The 25031-nt window shown below is 46.9% G+C and carries 20 protein-coding genes; all 20 read right to left on the bottom strand.

What is annotated here, in order from left to right; translation table 11 throughout:
• Nucleotides 1-7 precede the first annotated feature (7 nt).
• Entirely contained in the window at nt 8-1447 is a 1440-nt protein-coding gene (gene tldD / locus CSH93_RS12205; RefSeq protein ID WP_100643550.1) for a metalloprotease TldD, read from the bottom strand.
• Entirely contained in the window at nt 1434-2255 is an 822-nt protein-coding gene (locus CSH93_RS12200) for a carbon-nitrogen hydrolase family protein (RefSeq protein WP_100643549.1), read from the bottom strand. The genes tldD and CSH93_RS12200 overlap by 14 nt, the downstream gene beginning before the upstream one ends.
• Nucleotides 2248-6111, bottom strand: coding sequence for a YhdP family protein (locus CSH93_RS12195; protein ID WP_100643548.1), 3864 nt, complete (start codon nt 6109-6111; stop codon nt 2248-2250). The genes CSH93_RS12200 and CSH93_RS12195 overlap by 8 nt, the downstream gene beginning before the upstream one ends.
• Nucleotides 6108-7574, bottom strand: a complete 1467-nt coding sequence (gene rng, locus CSH93_RS12190; RefSeq protein WP_100643547.1) for a ribonuclease G — start codon at nt 7572-7574, stop codon at nt 6108-6110. The genes CSH93_RS12195 and rng overlap by 4 nt, the downstream gene beginning before the upstream one ends.
• Complete coding sequence (locus CSH93_RS12185; protein ID WP_100643546.1) at nt 7571-8152, bottom strand: Maf family protein; 582 nt, start codon at nt 8150-8152, stop codon at nt 7571-7573. The genes rng and CSH93_RS12185 overlap by 4 nt, the downstream gene beginning before the upstream one ends.
• A gap of 4 nt (nt 8153-8156) precedes the next feature.
• Nucleotides 8157-8636 (bottom strand): rod shape-determining protein MreD, encoded by a 480-nt coding sequence (mreD, locus tag CSH93_RS12180; protein ID WP_100643545.1) that lies wholly within the window; start codon nt 8634-8636, stop codon nt 8157-8159.
• Nucleotides 8629-9513: a rod shape-determining protein MreC gene (mreC, locus tag CSH93_RS12175; RefSeq protein WP_100643544.1), complete on the bottom strand. Its 885-nt coding sequence runs from the start codon at nt 9511-9513 to the stop codon at nt 8629-8631. The genes mreD and mreC overlap by 8 nt, the downstream gene beginning before the upstream one ends.
• A 41-nt stretch (nt 9514-9554) precedes the next feature.
• Nucleotides 9555-10601 (bottom strand): rod shape-determining protein, encoded by a 1047-nt coding sequence (locus tag CSH93_RS12170; RefSeq protein ID WP_100643543.1) that lies wholly within the window; start codon nt 10599-10601, stop codon nt 9555-9557.
• A gap of 131 nt (nt 10602-10732) precedes the next feature.
• Nucleotides 10733-15772 carry a laminin G domain-containing protein gene (locus CSH93_RS12165; protein ID WP_100643542.1) on the bottom strand — a complete coding sequence of 1680 codons (5040 nt, stop codon included), beginning with the start codon at nt 15770-15772 and terminating at the stop codon, nt 10733-10735.
• The gene (locus CSH93_RS12160; protein ID WP_100643541.1) at nt 15772-16209 is read right to left on the bottom strand and encodes a pilus assembly PilX family protein; all 438 of its coding nucleotides are present in this window, start codon (nt 16207-16209) and stop codon (nt 15772-15774) included. Before CSH93_RS12160 ends, CSH93_RS12165 begins: the two co-directional genes overlap by 1 nt.
• On the bottom strand, nt 16199-17053 hold the full coding sequence (locus tag CSH93_RS12155) for a PilW family protein (protein ID WP_100643540.1): 855 nt from the start codon (nt 17051-17053) through the stop codon (nt 16199-16201). The genes CSH93_RS12160 and CSH93_RS12155 overlap by 11 nt, the downstream gene beginning before the upstream one ends.
• On the bottom strand, nt 17053-17640 hold the full coding sequence (locus CSH93_RS12150) for a type IV pilus modification PilV family protein (protein ID WP_240615594.1): 588 nt from the start codon (nt 17638-17640) through the stop codon (nt 17053-17055). The genes CSH93_RS12155 and CSH93_RS12150 overlap by 1 nt, the downstream gene beginning before the upstream one ends.
• Nucleotides 17630-18202 (bottom strand): pilus assembly FimT family protein, encoded by a 573-nt coding sequence (locus CSH93_RS12145; RefSeq protein WP_100643538.1) that lies wholly within the window; start codon nt 18200-18202, stop codon nt 17630-17632. The genes CSH93_RS12150 and CSH93_RS12145 overlap by 11 nt, the downstream gene beginning before the upstream one ends.
• 30 nt (nt 18203-18232) lie before the next feature.
• Entirely contained in the window at nt 18233-18739 is a 507-nt protein-coding gene (locus tag CSH93_RS18225) for a prepilin-type N-terminal cleavage/methylation domain-containing protein (RefSeq protein ID WP_100643986.1), read from the bottom strand.
• Between the two features lie 80 nt (nt 18740-18819).
• On the bottom strand, nt 18820-19425 hold the full coding sequence (locus tag CSH93_RS12135; protein ID WP_164078360.1) for a type II secretion system protein: 606 nt from the start codon (nt 19423-19425) through the stop codon (nt 18820-18822).
• Between the two features lie 43 nt (nt 19426-19468).
• Nucleotides 19469-19978: a hypothetical protein gene (locus tag CSH93_RS12130; protein ID WP_100643537.1), complete on the bottom strand. Its 510-nt coding sequence runs from the start codon at nt 19976-19978 to the stop codon at nt 19469-19471.
• Nucleotides 19978-21204, bottom strand: a complete 1227-nt coding sequence (locus CSH93_RS12125; RefSeq protein ID WP_100643536.1) for a type II secretion system F family protein — start codon at nt 21202-21204, stop codon at nt 19978-19980. The genes CSH93_RS12130 and CSH93_RS12125 overlap by 1 nt, the downstream gene beginning before the upstream one ends.
• Nucleotides 21197-23041, bottom strand: a complete 1845-nt coding sequence (locus tag CSH93_RS12120; protein ID WP_100643535.1) for a GspE/PulE family protein — start codon at nt 23039-23041, stop codon at nt 21197-21199. The genes CSH93_RS12125 and CSH93_RS12120 overlap by 8 nt, the downstream gene beginning before the upstream one ends.
• Nucleotides 23038-24126 carry a tetratricopeptide repeat protein gene (locus CSH93_RS12115; RefSeq protein WP_100643534.1) on the bottom strand — a complete coding sequence of 363 codons (1089 nt, stop codon included), beginning with the start codon at nt 24124-24126 and terminating at the stop codon, nt 23038-23040. The genes CSH93_RS12120 and CSH93_RS12115 overlap by 4 nt, the downstream gene beginning before the upstream one ends.
• A complete protein-coding gene (locus tag CSH93_RS12110) occupies nt 24123-25031 on the bottom strand; it encodes an ExeA family protein (protein ID WP_100643533.1) in 909 nt (302 codons plus the stop codon). The genes CSH93_RS12115 and CSH93_RS12110 overlap by 4 nt, the downstream gene beginning before the upstream one ends.

Raw genomic sequence — 25031 nt, 5'->3', positions numbered from 1 at the left:
CCCTTTTTTATGCTGTTCCGCCAACCGTTAATTCATCTATTTTAAGCGTCGGCTGACCAACGCCGACTGGCACACTTTGACCATCTTTGCCACATACCCCAACACCATTGTCGAGGCAAGAATCATTACCAATCATCGAAATCTTTTGCATGACATCAGGCCCGTTGCCAATCAATGTAGCACCCTTTATTGGCGTTGATATTTTACCCTTTTCAATCAAGTACGCTTCTGAGGTTGAGAAAACGAACTTGCCAGACGTAATATCTACCTGACCACCGCCGAAATTGGGTGCGTAGATACCCTTCTCAATTGATGCAATGATCTCATCTGGCTGGTAGTCGCCACCTAGCATGTAGGTATTCGTCATGCGCGGCATTGGTAAATGCGCATAAGATTCTCGGCGACCATTTCCCGTTGGCGCAACGCCCATTAAGCGAGCATTCAACTTATCCTGCATATACCCTTTGAGTATGCCGTCTTCGATCAGAACATTTTCCTGGCTTGGTGTGCCCTCATCGTCTATGGTCAGAGAGCCGCGACGATTTTCAATTGTACCGTTGTCAATAACGGTCACACCTTTTGATGCCACACGCTCACCAATACGGCCACTGAATGTTGACGCGCCTTTGCGATTAAAATCGCCTTCCAAACCATGACCAACCGCTTCGTGAAGCAAAACGCCAGGCCAACCAGAGCCCAATACAACTGGCATCGTACCAGCCGGCGCAGGCACAGCTCTTAAGTTAACGCGCGCCATATGTAACGCTTCGTCAGCTAAACGTTGATACTTGGGCTTACCGTCAATGGACTCAGACAACAATTCGTACGAGTAGCGCCCCCCCATCCCGGACGCTCCGCGCTCTCGACGCCCATCCTGCTCCAATAATACCGAACAGTTTAGACGGATCAGAGGACGCTGATCTGTGCTGTAGGTGCCATCACTGGCCACGACCAATATTTCTTCGTAAACACCTGTTAAACTCACAATGACTTGAGAGACATCTGGCTGCTGCTGTCGGACGTAATGATCAACCGCGCGTAGCAATGCAATTTTCTCTTTTTCTGCCAGTGCTTTTAACGGGTTATCGCTACTGTAAAGTGCCGGCGGTATTTGCCGATCAAAACCGTTCACTTTAGTGGTACCGCCGTGAGCAGAAATAGAGCGTGCAGCATTACTAGCGGTCATTAAGGCGTCAGCATTCACCGCATCGGAATAAGCGAAACCTGTTTTCTCACCGCTAACAGCTCGTACACCCACACCGCGTTCTATATTGTAGCTTCCCTCTTTGATGATACCATCTTCAAGCACCCAGCTTTCATGTTGACTAGACTGAAAGTAAAGGTCTGCAAAGTCATTTTGGTGGCTAAGCATTGCACTCAATGCGTTTTCTAAATCAGTATTGGTTAGCCCTGACTGATGCAGCAAATGTTCTTCAACCTGGTTCAACGAATGTACTCCTGAATCTGTTATGTTTTTGTATTGGCATTGATTGGCGTATGGAACTCAGTTGTTCTTTATCCATATCGGCTTCGATGTAACCTTCACCCTTATCAATAAAGGCTAATTGCTTACCCCAAGGAGAATAAATAACACTGTTTCCGTAAGTTTGCCTGCCATTTTGATGTGTTCCACCCTGATTGGATGCTACGACGTAACATTGCAACTCAATGCTGCGTGCCTGCAAGAGTGGATGCCAATGCGCTTCACCGGTTTTTTGTGTGAATGCGCTGGGCAGTACTAACACATCAATATTCTGCATAGCCTGAAACAAACCGGCGAAGCGTACATCGTAACATACCGCTACTCCCACTTTACCGAATGGACTATCGAAGGTTACAACCGTGTCTCCAGGTTCAGTGAATCGCGATTCCAAATAGCTACCTGTTGCGTCTGCCACCTGAACATCAAACAAATGGATCTTGTCATAGCGCGCCACAATATTTCCATTGTCATCAATACATACGCATGCCGCTCGGAAACGTTCACCGTCATGACTCAAAATCGGTATTGTGCCGGCTACCAACCAGCACTTATAGCGGCGAGCTAATTGTTGCAAACGCTCTACCAATTGATTGTTAGAATCTTTCGCTAGTGCCAACAAATCGCGATCTTTAGCGCCAAATAAAGCGAAACACTCAGGCAGTACAACTAATCGAGTCGCACCTTGACTGTCGCGCAGCAGTGCTTCCACATGCGCAAAATTCTCGCCAACATCTGGCGTAGAAATCATCTGGATAGCGGCTAACTTAGCCATCTAGATCTCCTGTTTGTATAGTGACAGGGTCTGGCAACTTCATTTCGTCTGATTGTTGCTTCTTTGGCGGCTCAGTGCGGGCTGGCAACTCGATATCAGTACTGTCTCGTCCAATTTCCTGCACTTGTGGTTCATCAAAGGTACCGGTCACAGAGTAATTAACGTTGGAAATGACTTTCGCCGACGTAAGCACTTGGTCTAGAGCCAAGGCTGCCAGAGCTGTCGGCGGATTTACCATAAAATACATCAAGATCGGCAAGTTGCCCGTGACATTTGGCGTAAAAGACACCCGGTAGTTCAAACGATTATCAACTAGATCAGAATAACCTTTGATTGTGATTTCTCCTGCGCCGCCATCAACCACAGTGTCTTCGGTAACTGCTTTGCCATCGCTAATTTGCAGCGTCCCTTGAATGTCGTCATAGAAAAAGCCCTGTGCAAATACATCACGGAAATCGAGGCTCAATTTTCGCACTAATGAGTTCAAACTGAATAAGGTGAATATCCGCGAGCCCTGATCACTAAGTTCAGTAATATAACCGTCTGTTAGCGACCAGTTAACATCACCGTATAAACTCGCCCTGTCCAGCTCCCATGGACTACCTGCCCAGGCTAATTCGAAATCAAAACGCGCTTCGGAATCCTTAATACCGCTTTCAAAACCTGCGCTGCTTAGGAACTCCCCAAAGTCACCACTACTGAGTTCACCTTTAATATCACTGCGTGACAGTTGATCCTCAATGTACCAGTCTCCCGACGCTCTTAAACGCCCTGCATCGCTATCAAAGTTTATTTGCTCAAAGACGTAGCGCTCACCTTCTCGTTGGCCATCTATCGCTACTTGACCTAAGTCAAATCGTCCCACTCGACAGGCTTGGCAACGTAACTTTATCGGTGGCAGGTCGGTCGGTAAAAGAGACCGTCCGTTGCCATCACCAAGGTCGATACTATCCAAGCGTAAGTACTCTGCATTCACTTGAATACCGTTTTGCCACCAATCATCGTCTATATAGGCGCTTGCCTGAATTTGTTGCCCAGCAACATCTATCGTCCAATCATTGTCTTTTTGCTTGATTTTCACTGATGCAGAATCAATCTGCGTGTTGCCTATCATCAGATTGTCCGAATCGATAAATATGCGCTCTGGTGCTAATAGGATAGGACGGCGCACACTCCTGTTGTCAGCAAAAACTGTATTGACGAAATCGAACCATCCCAAGGCGTCTACTTGCTCTACATCAGCAGCAATGCTAAACCCTACACCTCGACTCATCGCTGTCTCACTGCCGAGCGCTAAATGAGCACGAGAGAAAGTCCCCTCTTTATGAGGCAGTACACCATCAAAGAAAATATAATCATCAGCAGTAGCTGATATGACTGACGCCTGCTTATTGCCGCTGGCATTAACAATTAGCTTGTTCAACGTTTGACTGGCTAAGGGTGCAGGTAACTCAAATTCGCTGTTCTGTAATTCACTCTCTAGTCTTGCATCATAGCTGAAGCCACTCGCATGAGTAAGCAGTTCCAAATGCGCGCCAATTTCACTGCTGCCGGCCACGTATTCACGTAGCGAAGGGCTGTAGCGCTCAACCAGACCTGACAATGACCAATGCCCAGTTAGATTGACATTTGTTCTATAGGTTTGTCCTTCTTCTTGCCCCTGTAACGATACAGACAGAGGTTGCCCAAATAAATTAGCGTTTAACCCTTCAACACTGACGCGGTCATTAATAAATGTCACCTCTCCAACCGCCTCTCGCAAACGCAAATCTACACTTGGGAAATCAATTTGATTCCCTTTAAGTTGAACTACGCCGGATGCGCGCACTTGCCCATTATCCAGTGGAATGGATAGCGCCAGTTCGGTCGACAAAGCGCCGTCAATTAGCAGTTCTTGTGAAAATAGGTGCCCTAATGAATCTGCCATCTGGCTAGCTTGCAGCAAATTTGCCAGTTGCGTTCCTGTGCCATCCGCAGTCGCGCTTATCTGTAATTGTGTCGCTTGTGAGAGACTCGGAATAGTGGCCACTAATCCTGACAGTTGAATGTCTTTCAATAGCGCTGAGTTACTGCGCATCGTGAGCGTATTGTTTTCAAACAGTAAATTGATATCAAGCTGCTGTAACGTCGGCCACCGCGATGAAAAAACAAAATCCGCGTTAGAAATGTCAACGCCGGCTTGAAACACGCCGGGCGTGCCATCAAACGGAAATTGCTGCGGGTTACCTTGCCATATTACGCTTGCAGCATTGACCACGGCGCTATTATTCGCAGATTGCACTTCCAAAGCCCGCGTCAGATATGTTTTAGAACCCGTGCCCATATAGTACTCAGGGAACAATGCCGGCACTTGTGATACTGGCAACTCAGCCACCTGCATCGCGAGCAATAAGTGATTGTCCTGAGAGCGATAGCTAAACTGCTGGGTAAATTCAACACGATTGCTGATGAAGGCAATATCATCAGTTTCAACAAACCAACCGGCTTGTACGTCAGTGTTATCCGCTTGATAAACGAAAATATTGGCATTCAACGCGGCTATTTCGATTGCATCATCCAACAATTCGCCGGAATCGAGCCTAGCATTCTCTGCCTTGAACTGAATGCGCCCTTGATTTTTATACCACGCGATTGAAGCTGTTAGGTTGTCTAAGCCTGGTAATACTTTATGTGCTTGCCAAGACAATTCCGTCGCGTCGGCATAAAATGATGTGCCTTGTGGACGGTGCTGTAATTGAAACTCTGTGAGTAAGCCTTTAGGTGCAAGAGCTGACAATTGGTCTGTTTGGTCGCTGGGTAAAACCAGCGGTAACAGTTCGATGAAGGGTGCTAATTGGATATTATTCAGTGCCGTTAAATGCAAGTAGCCTTCTGGCATCAACCTACCCGCAAAGCTGGTTTCCATAGATTGCTCATTTGCCGATAGCACCAAATCTGTGATGTTGAAGTCCCAACCACCATTGCGTGGCATGGCTAACAGACTGCCACCTTCAATACGTGTAATCAAAGTATCATCATTGACCGAGCGCCACTCAAACTGGCTGGGCTCTATTTCTACTTGTAGGCTTTCTATGCGCGCTTCATCAATATTAACCCACAACGCAAAGTTACCGCGGCTCTGCAACAACGTTTGTTGATCAGTAGTAAATTCATTGAACCACGGCGATAAATCCAGCGCGTCGCCGCGTGCAAATAAAGTCCCTTTTAGCGCATTGGAGTCGCCATACAGATCCATAACAAAACTGGCTGAATTACGTGCAAGTTCCGCTACGCTCATTTGCCCAACGGCTTGGTGACGGTCACCGCTGTTAGTCCAATTTACAGCGCTTAGTGAATAGGTTTGGCTGTTAGTTTCAGTATTGATCGTGACCCAGGAATCGGTAAGCGAAAAACGTTTGAGGCGCTCTAAAAAGAGGTCGTTTACTACACTTACAATGTTCGCTTCGCTGTCTGCCTGCTGAGATAAGAAGTGAGTATTCACTACCAATGCAGCTTCATTCAATTCAAACTGATTTGACTGTAAACTTAAATCAGTAATTGAATTCCAGAAATTGATCTCAACATACACACGGCCGACAGATAACTCTAGTGCTCGTGTATCCGCATCTAGTAGCACTACATCATTCAGGACTAAACTCGGTCCGTACGTAGTCCATACTGCCGAAATTGAGCCTATACTCAAATCAGCCTTGTAGTTCTGACTAATATAATCTTCAACGAGGTGTTTATTTCTGTCGAGATAGGGCAAAGAAAAGCGCAACAGTGAAATCATCACTGCTGATAAGACTAGAATAAAAGCCAACAACGTCCATAGTTTGCGTATTCCATAGGCTAAATAATTACGCGTTTGGCTCACATCATGACCACATCAAAATTATCTTGGTGATATAGCGGCTCTGCTTGCACCGTAATCTGGCGCGAGACAAATACCTCTAACTCAGCCAGCATATGCGACTCCTCACCTAACAATGCCTCTGCTACCGCTGGCGCAGCATAGACTACAAATTTATCCGCATCGTAAGCGCGGTTGACTCGCACGATCTCTCGCATGATTTCAAAACAAGTGGTCTCTACCGTTTTGATAGAGCCCCGTCCTTTACAGACCGGACACTCACCACATAACACATGCTCTAAGCTTTCTCGCGTGCGTTTGCGCGTCATTTCAATTAAACCTAACGCGGTAAAGCCATGAATATTACTCTTAGCGCGGTCCTTACTCGTTGCGACCTCTAGACTATGTAAGACCCTTCTTTTGTGATCAGGTTCAACCATATCGATAAAGTCTATTAAGATCATACCGCCTAAGTTTCGTAAACGAAGCTGTCTAGCAATCGCTTGAGTAGCCTCAATATTAGTATTAAAGATCGTTTCTTCGAGATTTCGATGACCCACAAACGCGCCCGTATTGATATCTATTGTGGTCATCGCCTCGGTCTGATCGATGATCAAATAACCACCGCTTTTTAAATCTACGCGACGTTCTAAAGCACGTTGGGTTTCATTTTCGACATCATATAAATCGAATATGGGGCGCTCACCCTGATAATACTCAAGCTTTTTATTTAGCTCAGGCACATATTCTTTAGTAAAGTTATTGAGTTCTTGGAAACTTAAATTTGAGTCAATGCGGATGCGATCAATTTCAGTACCAACGAAATCTCTCAGAACGCGTCTTGCTAATGGCAGATCCTCATACAACACATGAGATTTCTTACGCTTCATACGTTGCTGGATCTTTGACCACAAGCGACGTAAGAATTCCGCATCTTGCACCAATTCCTTTTCGCCTACTCCCTCAGCAGCAGTGCGCAAAATGAAGCCACCGTCTTCATCACAAAAGCCTTCAACTAACTGTTTAAGACGTTCACGCTCTTGTTCATCTTCTATTCGTTGAGATACCCCAACATGGGTAACACTGGGCATAAAGACTAAATAGCGAGAAGGGATCGTGATATCAGTGGTTAAGCGGGCACCTTTAGTACCAATGGGATCTTTTACCACTTGCACCACTATATCTTGGCCGTCACGGACGAGTTCGCGAATATCTTTTTTGGTAATTTCGCTAGTCGATACCTCACCCACAATTTCATTATGAATGACAATATCTGACGCATGTAAAAATGCGGCTTTTTCAAATCCAATATCAACAAATGCAGCCTGCATACCCGGTAAAACACGACTCACTTTACCGCGATAGATATTGCCAACAATACCACGCTTGGTATGGCGCTCTACGTGGATCTCTTGCAAGATGCCGTTTTCAATAAGAGCAACGCGTGACTCTGAGGGCGTCACATTAATCAATAACTCTGCGCTCATCGTTGCACTCCAAATCGTTCTAATAACTGCCGAGTCTCGACCATTGGCAGACCTACTACTGAACTGTAACTGCCGTTAATACGACTGACAAATTGACCGCCTAGGCCCTGAATACCGTAACCACCTGCTTTATCTTTGGGCTCCTGTGAAGCCCAATAGTGCTCAATATCATGTTGTGATAGTGGGCAAAAGGTTACATCCGTCGCAATACACTCTACTATTCGCCTTTCTGCAGACACCCCTGCTATAGCCGTTAGCACTTGGTGCTCTGCGTCACTTAACAGCCCCATCATGAACTCAAAATCTGCTTTATCAGAGGGTTTGCCCAATATACGTTGTTGAGCGACAACAATCGTGTCTGCAGCCAATACACAAGTATCATTTTGACTATCGGCATCAAGCTGAGCATATACCGCTTCAGCCTTCTCAAGCGCCAGACGCTCAACTAATGCTAATGGAGATTCTGCTGACCGAGGTGTTTCATCAATACCAGCACTTTGCACGCTAAAAGTGAACCCCATTAGCGACAGCAACTCCTGTCTTCGCGGTGATTGGGAGGCGAGTATGAGCGTCTTCATGAAATTAGGAAACCTTGAAATTTCTACGCGTGCGACGCAATATCCAGAAGATCCAAGGCCAAATTAGCATCGAAGACAACACCGGCCACAGATAGTCAAACTGAAAGTAGATACTCGTTAACAGGTGTTGTAGCCAGAATAGCAATAGATGGTATAGGGCGCCTAACAAGCCGACTATTATTGCTTGCTGCCAAACCGAATAATTGCGCAAACGTTGATAATTAGCAGCCAGTACATAAATCGCTAAACTGAGTGCGAAACTGTGCGTACCCAAGGCTGTTCCTAACAAAATATCCATTGCGATGCCGCAGATAAATGCCACGCCGACGTTTACGCGGCTAGGTAGGGCCATTGTCCAGTAAGCCAGCACCAGCAGCACCCAGTCGGGACGGTATAAGTCCACTTGGATCGGCATTGGCATAATTTGCAATACCAGCGCGATTAATAGGCTTGCAACAATGACACTGTAACGACGACTACTCATACAAACCACTCACCTGAATTGAAGTGCCATCACGTTGTGATTCAACATCGTCTGCGTCCATTTCGGGCCACAGTAACATTAAATGCTTAAGTCTATCGAGCTTGGCCAGTGGTTGTGCGCTAATGGTAGCAAAAGGCCTAGTCTCATCCCGTACGACACTTGTCACTTGAGCAACGGGGTAACCTTCTGGGAATACTTCTCCCAAGCCTGAAGATATTAAAATATCACCTACTTGCACATCGACACTGTGAGCTACATGCTCCAAATACACCTCATCTAAAGCACCGCTACCCACAACGATGAATTGAATACTATTGCGCTGCGAACGCACTGGGATAGCATGAGTAACATCAGTTATCAGTAATACTCGACTGGTCGTAGAGCCAACCTCAATCACTTGTCCTACGATACCTTTGTCATCCAACACCGACTGAGAAATATACACACCATCGGTTGCACCTTTGTTGATAACAACCTGATGGCTAAAGGGGTTGTTGTCAACAGCCATCAACTCCGCGATCGTCTTCTTCATGTCTTGACGTAGCGGCGCATCTAGTAGGGCGCGTAATTTGTCGTTTTCATTTTTTAGCAGTTGAAAGCGCTGCAATTGCTCACTCATTAACAGCAACTGATTATTGAGATATTCATTTTCGGCAATTAGCTGTTGCTGGGACGTTACTCGTTCCGCACTCCAGTTAAGCAACTCTCCGGGTAAATTCGCAATGTACTGTAGAGGGCTCATTAAAGAATTGAGGTAACCGCGGGCAGTGTTGAAACTATCAAATTTGTGGTCTGCCACGATAAGCGCAATCGACATTACCAACGCTATCGTTAGCCGATTGTTTAATGAGGGACCACGCGTAAAAATAGTTTCCATGCAACTCTCACTGGCGGCAGCGCTAGCTGCCAGCCCAATGATTACTGTTCGTAACTAAATAGATCGCCACCGTGAAGGTCGATCATATCGAAAGCTTTACCGCCCCCACGGGCAACACAAGTTAATGGGTCGTCTGCGATGACTACTGGAATACCCGTTTCTTCCATCAATAAACGGTCGAGATCTTTTAACAATGCACCACCACCGGTTAAGACCATACCGCGCTCAGAAATGTCTGACGCAAGCTCTGGCGGTGATTGTTCAAGTGCAACCATAACGGCTGATACGATGCCAGTAAGCGGCTCCTGCAAAGCTTCTAAAATTTCGTTGCTATTTAGCGTGAATCCGCGTGGCACACCTTCGGCAAGGTTGCGGCCTCGCACTTCGATTTCGCGCACTTCTTCACCCGGATAAGCAGCACCAATTTCATGCTTTATGCGCTCAGCCGTTGCTTCACCAATCAGTGAACCAAAGTTACGGCGAATGTAGTTGATAATCGCTTCATCAAACTTGTCACCGCCTATGCGCACCGAAGATGAATACACAACACCGTTCAAGGAGATAATCGCAACTTCAGTTGTACCACCACCGATATCGACCACCATCGAACCTGTTGCTTCGCTAACCGGCAAACCTGAACCAATCGCGGCTGCCATGGGTTCGTCAATCAAGAACACTTCACGAGCACCCGCACCAAGTGCTGACTCACGAATTGCTCGACGTTCAACTTGAGTAGAGCCACAAGGCACACAAACCAAAACGCGAGGGCTTGGGCGAAGGAAGTTATTGTCATGTACTTGTTTAATAAAGTGCTGAAGCATTTTCTCTGTAACGTAAAAGTCAGCAATAACGCCATCTTTCATAGGTCTTATTGCGCGAATATTGCCTGGCGTACGACCTAGCATCTGTTTTGCTTCGGCCCCAACGGCGGCGACACTTTTTGGTCCACCCGCGCGCTCTTGTCTAATCGCGACAACAGACGGCTCATTGAGCACAATACCTTGATCTTTAACGTAAATAAGAGTGTTTGCGGTCCCTAGGTCGATTGACAAGTCGTTGGAGAACATGCCTCGAAGCTTCTTAAACATGAAATGCTATATCCTGTTGACAATGGGCGATGCTGTCTCACCGCCAGAGGTGCTTATAATAATCTTGACACTTTACCAATCAAGGCCCTCAACAGCAAGAAACATGCGTGTTTCAGGCCAATAAAAATCCATTACTCAAAGCTTTCTCGCCAATGAATCGTTCGGTCGTTATCTCGCGGGATACCAAAGGTGGCAAAACCGTTGGGGGAATCGTTGTCGTCAATGACACCGTCTTGGTTCCAATCCACATTCAAAAAGTCAGTCCAATCTTTACCCGTTGTCGGATCAAGCGTCATCAATATACTGCCACGAAGCGCGTTTCCGTTCGCGTCCAATGCGGGGCCTAACAGAAAATCATCGTCGCCAGACATACCCTGTGCCATTAGGCCTGTGCTGCTTACGGGTGCAAGCAACCCTACGATGTCATGCTCTTGGTCGCCCGATGATGCGTTAGTCACTACTATATCACCGGCAGTCTGGCTGAAATTAATCGCTGTGCAGCTATCCTGCGTATTGATTCGCCAACCATCATCAACAAAAAATTCTGTTGCCACTGGCATTGCCAGTTGCTCTTCTTCAGGGCCATGGGTATTGCCGATAACCAGTCTGCCGTAACGTTGCGTGGTACCTTGAATGTTGCCTAGTGCATAGGATTGGCAGCCAGCGGGATATGCACTTTGATAACACACGCCATCACTGTCGGTTAAAAACCCCGCCTCTAAGGTAATATCAATTACGCTTTCAAATGGTACCGTCGGTGTGGCTGTTTTGATGTAGGCAAACTGACTGGCCAATAGTTCCAGCCTTGCACTGCCATCAAACTGATCTGTTCCGCTTAACGACACAGAGCCGAGTTGTTCAACACTTGCTTCCCCAGCATACGTCGATGCATCGGCAAAACTAACGCTCCCCATATCAGGCGACAAGCGCCACAGAGTATCTGCATAATTCGAGGTTATGTCGCCAAGGGCATTACGCGCGACGATTTGAATACCGGGCTCATTCCCCAAACTATAAGTAAATGGCTGTCCTACGTATGTAAATGCTGAAGAGCAGCTATCTGCAAATTGACCGGCGTTAAGCGTAGACACATCAAAATAAGCGGGAATAAAGCGTCCCATTGCAAACTCATTAGCATTGATCATTTCACCTAAATAATTCGCATCGCGAATATCTAAGGTAATACTTCCCACCTCTTCAAAGTAGGCTTGAGCATATTGATATTGACCACTGTTAAAGGTTAATGGCGCTGCGTTGGCAAAGTTTACTAAGCCAACCTGACTATTCAACGTTGCACCCGGTGCGTAATGAAGACCTCCGTCTATGACTGAATTGACCGGCGAAGTGCGCTGAACGTCAAGTTGAAATTGACTCGGTTGATAACTGGGCAACAAAGAACCATTGGCGCCCAACGCTGCAAACGTTAGTGAAAACGGCTCACCGGCAACCTGTGGATCAGATGCCGTAGAACTAATTTGCAATTGATCTGGAATGCTGTCAAAGGGGGTGTTGCCGGAGGTAATATTTGCCCCATCAATATTGGCTGATACACTCAAATTCAAACGGCCCGCATCTGCGTATTGTTTGCCACTCAAGCGAGCCTCACCATCAGCGTCAAAAGTCAGGTTCATCGTGCCGCTATTCACTCCAGTACCACCGCCTGAAAGTGGAATTCCGGCAAATGGCACTCGGCATTGATTGGTCGAGTACAAGGCATCTGCAGTAGTGACGCAATCGTAGCCAAAATTCACCGTATGAGTACCACTCAATAAGGCTGAACACTCACCATTTCGATTTTCAATAGCCCTGATACCAATCACACCCAAGTCACTTTCTGCGATAACGGCTGGCAAATCACTGTTGCCAAACTGGTTAACGTTAAAGAACTCAAAGCCGGCGTCGACAAAATCGATTGTACAATCGGGATCACACACAACAGGTGCTGCTGGGTTGGCATTACTCAATCCTAGGGTCACACGCTCAGCGGTGGCGTGACTCAAGTTCTTAGTAATAGAGCCCGTAAACGTCACACTATCGCCTCCTTGCCACCCGCTCGGTGACAGGGTTAACTCGGTCGGCTCTGTGACTAACTGACTGCAATTTGCGTTGGCGCAAGCTTGTATAGTGACTTCCGTACTGGCGCATGTTAGCGCTTGTTCAGAGTGAATGATGCGGTAGTGATCAATCGGCGAACACTCAATGCGGTCTTGGATATCCGCTACAATCTGGGCACGCGTTTGAATAAAGTTATACACACGCACGTCATCAAACTGACCATAAGCCGAGTTATCGGTACCCTGAATAATCACATACTCGGTGCCATTATCACCCACATGCAAATTACCCAAGTCACCCAACTGACTAGTTTCCACTTGTGCGGTAATAAAAATAGGCTGCTCATAGCCATTCAGATGCAGCGACGCAGTTCTATTTACTAGATCCCAAGAAATGGCAAAATGAACCCATTGATTGGCCGGTACGCGATAGCGGTAGGTATCCACAATCAAATCAAGATCATCACTGTCTTCCATCGCTAAGCGCATTGAACCATCGTGTTTGAGCACAAAGAAAAAGAATTTATCGGTGAGCAGATCACGATCGGGTGGGTTTGCAATTCTAGATGCATCAAAGAGTTGTCGAGCGTTGCCGTCAATCCAAGGTAATGAACTGCGATACCAGAACGAAATGGTGCCCCGCCCGCCGACTTGGTTCATATCAATTTTCGTGTTTAGTGCATCAACCGTATTATTGAAGTTCTGTGGAACATCCAATGCGCGACATGAGATCGGCATGGCCGGAAGTATAGGCTGTACGTTGCCTATCGGATCACCATGAAACGAATTACCAGAGGCATCGTATACTTGCCCGGGTCCAGTGTAGTCTTCCTCTTCAAAGCGATATAACGCGACAGGATAATCACCGGTGCAATTTTCACACGCATACCCACTTTCGCGATATAAAGCATCAACGTCAGCTGCTCCAAGTGCATTCTCATATAAACGCACATCGTCAAATCCGCCCTTGTAAAAATCGCGCAATTGGCTCGGCAACGCCTGATTATCACCGCTGATCGTGGCCGTTGCACCTAATATTAACGGTTCTGAATTACCGGATATTCCGCCACTGAATTGGTTGTTGGTTGCGACTAGTTCCCCATCAATGTACAGCCTCATACCTTGAGCACCGAAACTATATACGACGTGTTGCCATGTATTGGTCCGAATAGCACCCGCTGGAGAAGAAACAAAGTAGCTTTGCGATGTACTCTGATGACGCACATTAACGCGGCCGTCAGAGGTTAACCATGCGGTAAGATGACCACCGTTATCATAATCCGTAGAATCTCTGGAAAATAATCCCATGCCGCCAATGTGGCTTTGCTCGGTGTATGCTAAATCCGGTGTATTGAGCCACAACGATATACTCCCTGAACCCAGTGACATGGCTGATGTATGAGGAATATTGATGTGCGCGCCAGCGCCATTTAATTTGCCAGCCTGGCAAAACTTGCCATCATTAATGGCCGTAGCATTGCCAATAGCACTGCCCGGTGTGCTACCCACAATATCAACAATTTCACCGTTTGAACCGTTAACCGCACACAAATCCAGTGGCCAATGGGCTTTTAATTCGGGGTTACTGTTGCATGACGCACAGGCTCCGCCAGCCAAGTTAGTAAGTGTTGAAACTTCTTGCGCATTTAACTGCTGCTCGTAGATCCTGACATCATCGATACTGCCACGGTAAATATCGCGCAACTGGTTATTGGGGGAGCTATCGTTGCCTGTCTGCCAGGCGTTTGCGCCTAATATGATCGGCTCTCGATTGTAACCGAGGCCAGATGTGAAGTTTGTTTGTGTTCCTCGAAGAGTACCATCGATATATGTTCGTAAACCATCACTGCCAAACGTGACCACGATATGGTGCCACTGATTTTCCCGAATATAGTTGCCTGTCTGAATGGTTGCACTGGTAGTGGTATTCTCCATGCGCACGCGAACGGCCCCATAACGGGTGACCCAAAACGTTAAGTGACCACCATTGTCTCGTCCGTTCGAATCTTTGGAAAATATGCCCATACCACCAGCGCTCGGACGACTGCGATGTGAGAGTTTAGGAACATTGATCCACAAAGAAACTGTACCATTAGGCAGATGGTATGCATCAGAGTGGGGAATGGACATCACGTTGCCGGAACCTCTAATTCTTCCGGCCTGACAATACTTACCGTTATAGTCGACGCCAGAGTTATTGTAGGTAGAACCATGATTTCCACCGGCCACATCAATCAATTCATAGCGATTGCCCGACAATGAACACACATCGATCGGCCAGTGCCCAATCGGCTGCGGCAGAGTTACACCAACTGAACAGGTATTGGCAAAGTCAGCTTGCTCAATTGCATTGGGCGCATAGGTGATGCGGGCTTCTGATTCCATACGCAAATAAGCGGTATTCACAGCCCCCAACCATTGGCTCTGATACTTTAAATGCATGCTATTGCTGGCATAGCCAAAACCGTTTACTCGTGTACCTTGTTCCATGGTGACGCTGTCATAGCTGATCAGCACAAGTTGTTCAGGCGTGCCAAGAGAATTGACCTTGGCGTTATATTTGAAATGGGCGGTTTGCACGAAAATAGTCGCCGGCTCGGCGCCATTGATTATCAGCTGAGCATCCTGCTCTAGTGTCAGAGTATTAATCCAATAAGTGCCACCAGACAGCTGAACGATGCTACCGACTTTGACATGCAAGTGATCAATAACATAGTTACCGTCTACGGTGGTTAAATTAAGTTGCCCGCCTTGTTCAATAAATACATCGTCATATTCTCCCTGTGACAAATTCACCGTCGTATAAGCATTTACCTGCACATCAGCAACAGTATTACTGGTTTGAAAAGTGGGTAGGGTTAAATTTGCGCTGTTGCTTGGGCCTGATACGCATGATTGAGTATCACAGGACACATTGCCGTTTGAATAGTCATAGACATTATTGAAAGTCAGCTCTCCATCACTACCGATTAGTCTCGCTTGATACAAAAACTCAATGGTGCCATTTGCAGCGTAAGACGCCGCAGGGTCGGGAAAAACATCTTGGCACTCAGCAGCTAGCAGTGGGTGTGATACCGCCAATATCATCAGCAAAAACAAACTTCTAACGCATTGCATCAGGGGGTCTCCTGCATAGCATCAAGGGCTACTTGTCGGTTAACCACAATATTGCCAATAGCACACTCGCCAAAAGCGCTAAAACGGTAATAATTATGGGGCTGGCCCGCCTTGGTAACAGACTCGGTTGTACAGGTTGCAGAATAACGGCAACTTTTTAACCCATCAATATTGCCAAAGGACACCGGACTATCAATGGTAGTATTGCACGTGTTTGGCGGAGCATTTAACGGGAACGATTGCTGCAACAGAATTTGAGCTCCCGACTGAGCAGCAGTCAGTGCACGCACACCGTATATCTCAATGATAGTTGATTCAGACGTCGCCGACAGCATACGGGTCATCGTTAGGCCGAGCAAAGCCAATACGATGATCACGAAAAGTGACACCACAAGCATACTGCCACGCTGTTTGTGCAGCGACGATTTACGGGACATTAATAACGTGTACTTCATGGTTGTAGTTTAGCACTTCTTCATTGCGCTCGAATCGAAAGCGCAATTGTACATAGGCATTATTTAATAGTGAGCTATCAAAGAGGCGAAATGGATCGTCACTGTTACTGCCTTGGTTACTCGGATTAGGAGACAATACATTTTGAACATGCTCCGCCATTAACACGCCACCTGACGTAAACAATGTTTGGTTTGGCTGAATATTCGACTGATGAAAGTACACATTGCCATTGCGCAAACAATAATTGTGCGCTCGGCTGGCAAAATACACCCTGTTAGCTGGTGACGTGGTCTGAAAGGCATTATCAACCGTGAGAACAGCGCTGTTGTTTGGATCATCCAATGTCGCACAACTCGTATTCGAACCAGCATCCTCACACGCTATGACCGTTCGCCGACGACGCTGGCTGGTGCTGTATACATGGTTTGGACGAGTAGGATAAATGATGGCATAAGACGCATTGTTAACAGGTACATATGGATTACCGTTAATATCGCCCATTTCCACGACCGTTAATTCATCGTCTGACCCTGGGAATAGAGGCGCCTCTAAATAAAATGTACTGTAATCGATGGGAACAAATTGCAAGCAATGCGCAGAGTTATTGCCCGTCACGCGAATACTATTAGGCACTGCGGAGCGGATTTCTCGCGTCATTCGCTCTAATAAAAAACGGCTGTCACCGAGCAATTGCTCTCGCTCGGTTACATCATTAAAAATACCCACACTACTGCGCACGAAACCCGCGATACCTACGGACACCACCGCTAACACCACGAGTGTCATGATCAATTCAACAAGCGTGAACCCTGATTGACGTCGCATCAGTAATTCGCCTGAACTAAAGCAAAGGGCACCACATCCCCCCCTGGTGTAGTCACGTTGATTCGGACTAACTTCACATTGCCAACCAAATTCCCCGAATCAAGCGTCCCATCTTGATTGAGATCATCATCATTAATGCCATCCACGTTGTCATCATAATAAACCGCTACTTGTACACGAAAACCCTCGTAAAGATTCCCTTGGGGTCCTTGTAAGGCTTCATTTAAAGAGTTGGTAATCGCAGCACCTGTTGCATCCAAGCCATTAAAATCATCAATATCGTCATAATCTTCGCGCAGTTCACCTGCATCTGGCCCTAAAGAACCACTAATGGTACAAGGTGTAGACTCATTGCATCGTTCAGTGCCACCTACCATGTCAGAGTTTTCGTCAAACGCCTTGGCGGTGATCTCATTCAGCAAACTCTGTCCCAACTCAGTTGCCCTCACTTGCCATATGGGATCAATACTTTTGCGCGATTGAGAAGCCACCAACCCAGTCACTATCGTCAACGCTATGCCAAACACCACGATGCCAGCGATAAGTTCAATTAAGGTGAATCCTAAACTGGGCTGTTTAACACGCATGAACATACCCTTGAGCTTCGATGCAAACACTCGCGTTGTTAGATCCAGAAAAGGTGACTCGGCACCCTGATGCACAGTTGGTTAAATTGCTAATAGGGCGCCCCAAGCCATCAAAGTCGATAAAGGTTAAGCCATTGTTTCCACTGTCTAAGGCGGCGATAGACACTCGCTCTTCTGCGATTTCATCACTAGCGGTCGCCAGTGCAAGCGCAGTGTGGTCGATACTCGCCGCACAACTGGCGGCTTGATTTCCGGCTCGGTAGTCGGTCGAGGGCGGACCAAATGCAGGTGCAACAGCCCCTTCTACAAGATTAATGCGATAACAATAGTTGAGCCGATTGTCTTGCATGGCGCGCTGCTGCATATTGCGCAAAGCACTAATGAGACGATTCTGAAACGTATACTCGGCAAACCCATCAGAGCCGCTAAATCGCGCAACGGCGATCACGCTCAATGTTCCGATTAATACGATAACCGTAATCAATTCAACGAAGCTGAAGCCTCGCTGACGGATCAAAAACGGCCGGTAAACCGGCCGTTTGCTGTATCGATTCTCGTACATTCGGTACCTAATCGCTAATGCGTATGACGCTTAGCAACCACCGTTTTGTACTGTTATCACAGGCGCTGAATTCGCATCAGCGGCCTCTGCATAGGTCACTTGGCACTGTTGATTAGCAACAGCTGAAGCTGCAGTGCCTTCTGGCGTAATCACAAATGTACCCGCACCGACTGCTGCATCCGCACTGTCAGTCAACGTCCAATCAGCGTCTTCTAACGTTGCCCAAGCGCCCACATTACCAATCGTAATACCAGCTCCAGCGGCTGGGTAACCAAAGTCTGTTTCGACTGTCGCACCATTGATATCAACCTGACTGGTCGCTGCTCCAGCGGATGCATTCGCTTGCTCACCAGCAATCGCTGATTTAGCGTAAACCAACTGAGAACCACCTTGCAAAGCTGCTTTCACACCTTGCAACGTAGATGCACGGGCATCGCCTTGTAAATCAATGAAACGTGGCGCAGCTGTAACCGCCAAGATCCCAAGGATCACGATAACAATGATTAACTCGATTAATGTAAAACCACGTTGTTGCATGTTGTTACCCTCAAACATTATGTTGTTTTTTAAAATTGTTATTATCCGTAAAACCGGGCAAAAAAATCCCAATTCCTGCCTTAATTCGTATTGTTGCTAAATACAATCACCTGACCAATGCGCGGGTCATAAATAAACCCATTACCTACCGTATTATCGATAGGTTCTTGCGTTCTATTTTTTATCGTTTGGGTCAGATAGTAATAACACACATCGTTATTGCCTGAACCAGTGCCTTCACTTACGTTTGTGAAATAGCGATATTCATTAAACGGGCGCTGTGCCCAATTAGATGAAATTGTGGGTGCACTTTGCATGATCAAGTTGAACACGCTTTCGCAATCCAATGTGCTTAACGCATCGTCCTCTGAACTGCTGTCATTGTTCAATTGCCCTGTTGGATATCCGGTATCTTTATCAATACCCACGCGGATACCATCTATAGTGACAAATGTCAGGTTAGTGCCTTCATTATCTTGCGGCCGTGCTTCTAACTCCCACTGCGCTCGCACTAAGCCAACAGCAGTAGCGAAACCACCGGCGACGCCTTCAACTGTTGCGTCTTCAGCATCCTCGGTCACGTCGAGAAAACGCGGAATAGCAACTGCCGCTAATAAACCTAGCATCACAACCACAATGACCAGCTCGATTAATGTGAAGCCTTTTTGCGATTGTCGCCTATTCATGTTTTGCCCCTTAGCGCGATGAAACATTTTGTTTTGCTTAGTATTAATCATCAGAAATCACTCTACCGCTATTCACATAATAGTCAAAATAAGGCCCCGTTGATAGCCTGTAACGACACCACTGAAGTAATTCCCCCGTATCGGAAACCCCTTCATCATAGTATTCACCAATAACGCGAAAGCTATCGACCCGCGTATACATGTCTAATACGTTCAACCACACCCGTTCACAGCTATCACTAGTAGCATCAACATGAGGCCAACCTTTGGCTGACATGCGTACTGGACGGCGCCCGGTTTCTTTACCAGTTCTATCATAATGGACCAGCATAATCATGCGAGGCCGCCCTTCAGCTTGCCATTGCCAGTGCGCATTGATAACGCTGCGACTAAATTGCACGGCCAGATTGTCCATCATTTCTTGGTGCATATCCGGTTCGCTTTCATTCAAATACACAATCGTGCTCGTCATCAAGCCAACAAAAGCCAATATAATCACAATGTTGCGAAATATATTTTGTGTGTCCTGGTTGGCGGCATCATTAGTCTTCATCAGCCACCTCCCTTTATCGCACCCATCATGTCCCACATCGGCGTGAAAATACCCAGCGCCAAAACCAACACCATTCCGGCAACAATCACAATAAGGATTGGTTCAATCTTAGAAGTCAGACTTTTCAAGTCATAATCGACCTCTCGCTCGTAGTAACTAGCCGTTTCTCCCAGCAGTTCATCCACTCGCCCAGTTTCTTCACCGACGCTAATCATCTGCATCACTAACGGGGTGAAAAGACCGCTGGCATTCGCCACACGAGTTAGGTTTTCACCCCGCTCAATTGAGCGCCGCATATCGAGGATCTTATTTGACATATATGCATTACTCACAGCATCTGCGACTAAATTCAATGCGCTGGTTAACGGCACACCAGCTTTTAGCATCATGGCAAAACTACGTGCAAATCGACCGAGCAGCGATCGTTCAATGATGTTGCCTATCACGGGCAAACGCAGCTTAAGTGAATCCCATTTCAGTCGCCCGGCTTCGGTTTTGATGTACTGATTCACACCCACAATAATCGCTAGCGACGTCAACAACATGTAGTGCCATTTGGTCAGGAAGAAATCCGACATCCCCATCAGGAACCGTGTCATCAGCGGTAACTCAGCATTAAACTTACTGAACATACCGGCAAAAATGGGAATAACCCAAATATTCATGATCACTAAGGCGAGTATGAGTGCGATGACCACGAACATGGGATAGCGCGTAGCCGATTTTATTTGCTTGCGCGTTTCTTGTTCTCGTTCAAGGTATTCCGCTAACTGTAAAAACGCAGCATCCAATTGACCGGTATTTTCACCTACGTGCACTACGCTGACGAATAACTGTGGAAATACATCACTATGCTGATTTAACGCAGAAGATAGATTTCGACCCCGTTCTAACTGATCAATAACATCTGATAGTGCTATGCGCATGCGCAACGAAGTCGTGGTATCGGCAAGCCCGGCAACCGATCGCAAAATAGGGATCCCAGCGCGTGTCAGTGAATACATTTGTCGCGCAAAAATAACCAAGTCATCAAGTTTAACCTTGGGCGTGAAAATATTAACTTGTTCTTGCTTGGTCGCAGTCAATGCTGCGCCGGCCACTATTTCGATAGGAATAATACTGCGCGCAGCGAGCATTTTAGCCGCTGTGGATTCATCATTGGCATCAATCACGCCGCGCGTGAGCTCACCATCACTTTGACGTCCGGTATAGGTAAACTTAGCCATCTGGTACATCCTCCAGACTCAATCCACCCGTCCCTTCAGAAGGTTTACTCACGGTTGAACTCAATTGTGAGGGCTTAACTTCTTCAGCCGTTTCTAATTGTTGCAAATGCTCAGTATCATCACCGCCATAATCTAAATCGCGTTCAGCTACCATTTCGACCAATTTAAGCACTTCTTCAACCGTCGTTACGCCCATTTTGGCGTAAGTCAAAGCGGTATGGGATAAAGGACGGTAACCCTTGCTTTCCAATGCGGCTTTCGAAAAAGCTTCCGTATCATTGGTCTTTAAGGCTGTCATCATCTGCTCATTCATCTCGAGCAGTTCAAACACACCCACCCGGCCTCGATATCCAGTTTGATTACACTTCTGACAACCGATGCCACGTTTAAAGGTTATGTCGCTCGCGGTTTCATCAATATGACTAAGCCAAAACACTTCATCATCGTTAGGAGCATAATCAACCGTGCAGTTATCACAAATACGCCGCACTAATCGCTGCGCCACGATTGCACGCAAAGACGTTGCCACTAAGTATCCAGGAGCGCCCATGTCAATCAGACGAATGGCGCTGGAAATAGCATCATTGGTGTGCAACGTTGACAACACCAAGTGACCCGTTAATGCACCACGCAAACCAATTTCCACGGTTTCATGGTCACGCATCTCACCCACCATGATTATGTCAGGGTCTTGGCGCAATGTGGTACGCAGAATACTACTGAAGGTTAAATCAATTTTATTGTTGACCTGAACTTGGTTAATCCGAGGCAAGCGGTATTCAACTGGGTCTTCAACGGTGATGATTTTTTTCGCAGCTTGATTCAACTCACTTAAAGCACCGTATAGCGTGGTGGTTTTACCTGAGCCGGTAGGCCCGGTAACCAAAATCATACCGTGAGGACGTTTTAATAGTGTTCTAAACCTCGCCAAAAGGTTATTGGGCATACCGGTTTGATCGAGGGTTAATACGCCTGCAGACTGGTCTAACAAACGCATAACCACGGATTCACCCGCCTGTATAGGCATGGTGGATAGACGTACATCAACACGATGGCCTTTTACACGCACCTGCGTGCGCCCATCTTGTGGCAAACGTTTTTCAGAGATATCCAAGCCTGCCATCAACTTCAGCCTGAGCACCAAAGCAGCGGCAATATTGCGTTCTTTAATTATGGTTTCTTGCAATACACCATCAATACGCTGCCGAATACGTAACGTCTGTTCATCTGGTTCGATATGAATGTCTGATGCCTTGGCTTGTACCGCATCTTCGAAAATTGATTGCAACAATTTCGCCACAGCGGTATCACTACCGTCATTCAGATCAGCAGCTAAATCAAACTCGTCTTCGGTTTCGTACTCTTCAGCTAACTCTTGCGCAAAAGAGGCAATTTCTTCGGTCTTACGATAAAAATTATCATACGCATTGAACAACTGCGCTTCACTGACAACCGCGACTTTTATCGGTTTTGGTAACAGATCGGTTAAGCTGTCTATCGCCGCCAAGTCGGCCGGATCACTCATGGCAACTAGCAACGAATCACCACTGTCTTCTAATACTAGAGCACGGTATCGACGCGCCTGCATTTCAGGTAGTAAACGGACTGCTTCTGGTGACACTCTGAAGTGATCAATATCAATCAGTGGCACCTTTAAGTGCTCTGACAATAACTGCAACAACTGAGCTTCACTCACCAGTTGCATTTCAATCAGCGTAGCGCCTAATTTGCGCCCCGTCTTGCGTTGTTCAGCCAAGGCTTGCATCAACTGTTCTTCAGTTATGAGCCCATTTTGAACGAGTAGGTCACCTAGACGGATCCGTTTTGGTTGATTCATGAGGAGCCCACCAGTACTGCTAAACGTTGTTGTATAAAGCGTCCCACATCGGGCCCCAACTGCCTCAGTGCCACTGCTTGCCTGTAGGCATCAATAGCTTGTGTAGTTTGTCCTTGCCTTTCACTGGCTATTGCCAATCCGAGCCACCAGCGTGCCTGCGCGGGATCACGCTGGGTCAGGGTTAAGTAATCCTGGTAGGCTACTTCACCATGTTGTAATCGCTCAGCCAACGCCGCTCTGAAGCCAATCAAGTCTGTGTCTACATCACCTATTAAGTTGTCTGGGCTAACAACACTAAACGCTTGTGGTAACTGCTGTTGTTGCTCCAATAAACGCGCCAACATTAGACGCATATCATTGTCAGTGGGGTGTTGCTGAATACCGTTTTCTAACACTGACTGAGCTTTGAGCGTATCCCCCTTAGCAAAGAGAATGGCCGCTAACTTTTTCCGCGCCGCAATATTTTCTGGCTCTTCCGTCACTAACTGGCGCAACAATGAAATCGCGAGCTCGTCCTGTCCAGAGCGCACGGCAGCTAATGCTCTCTCACGCAAACTATGCTCAGTCTTAGCTTGTGCGGTTGCTTGCTTTTTGAAAACAGACGTCGTTTCAGGAGAGGCCTGTTCTGTATCAACGGCTTGCATGGCCGCTTCGATATCTTGTGACTCTTGCGGAAGCTGAACATCATCATCCGCAGCAATCGCCGCTGATTCGCTCTCATCAACGGTCAGCGTGTTATTTGGCTCAGCAGCAGCGGCTGGTTCTTGCGCACTTGGGGTTATATCAGGTGTTTTCTCGGCAGCCGTTTTAACCAACATAGGTTTAGCCGCGGGTTGTTCTATCTGACTTTCAGCCTGAGCAGCGTTTGCTGTCTCTGTCACCGGTGGCGATGCAACCTGTTTAGACGATGAGCTTGGCCAAAATGCAACGAGCAACAGGGCAACAATCAACACGACAATGATGGCTAAAAGCAGCGGTATGGTAGACTTTTTCTTGTTGTGCGGAGCTTGATAGACCGCTGAATGCCCCTCGGATTCAGCGTTTCGTTGTTCCAAATCTTTAAGCATTTTGTTAACAACACTCATTGGCGACTCCACGGTGCAAAATACACCAATAGCGTGAAGGCAAAGCATGCTAGCAGTGCCACTGTCCAAATCATCCAATAAGACTGAGACACATTGTGCGCTGCTTCAGTATCAGCAATAGCGGCACGTAAATCCGCTATATCTACCTGATGACGCCCCTGCCCGTAGGCCAGCATTAATGCTTTGTGACAAACTACATTCACGATCCGAGGAGTCCCTTTGCTGGCTTTAAACAGCCATTCAGCGCATCGTCGATCGAATACTTCTGCGCCAGAATAGCCTGCGACATGCATCCGATGTTTAACGTATTGATAGACTTGGTCTGCATCCATTAGCTTAAGACCGTACGCAAATGTGATCCGTTGCTTCAACTGTCGCAACTCGGGTAAGGCTAACTTTTCATCCAATTCAGGCTGACCAAATAACACCACTTGCAATAACTTACGTGATTCTGTTTCTAAGTTGGTCATAAGTCGCAAGGCTTCAATGGATTCCAACGGCAATGCCTGGGCTTCATCAATGATCAATACTGCACTTTTCTGTTGCTGATGGATTTCAATTAAACGCTGCTGGATACGTTGAGTGAAATCTTGTTGGTCTGAATTTTCAGCTAATGTGACGCCCAATTCTGCAGCCACAGCCCTGCGCAATTCTGCCGGTGACAACATGGGGTTAGGGATATACGCAGAGACAAAGTGATCAGGCAACTCATTGAGCAACTTGCGGCAAATAAGTGTCTTACCCGTACCCACTTCACCGGTTACTTTGATAAAGCCTTCACCGGTCTTAAGCGCCGTCGTGAGTACCGCCAATGCCTCTTGATGGCTGGGTAAACCAAAAAAATACTGCGTATTCGGCGTTAATGTAAACGGGAGCTCTTTAATACCAAAGTGATAAAGATACAT

The sequence above is a fragment of the Neoalteromonas facilis genome, assembly GCF_002807665.1.
GTDB lineage: Bacteria > Pseudomonadota > Gammaproteobacteria > Enterobacterales > Alteromonadaceae > Alteromonas_E > Alteromonas_E facilis.
The sequence above is the reverse complement of the archived record's forward strand: the minus strand, read 5'-3'. Positions and strand labels throughout refer to the sequence as shown.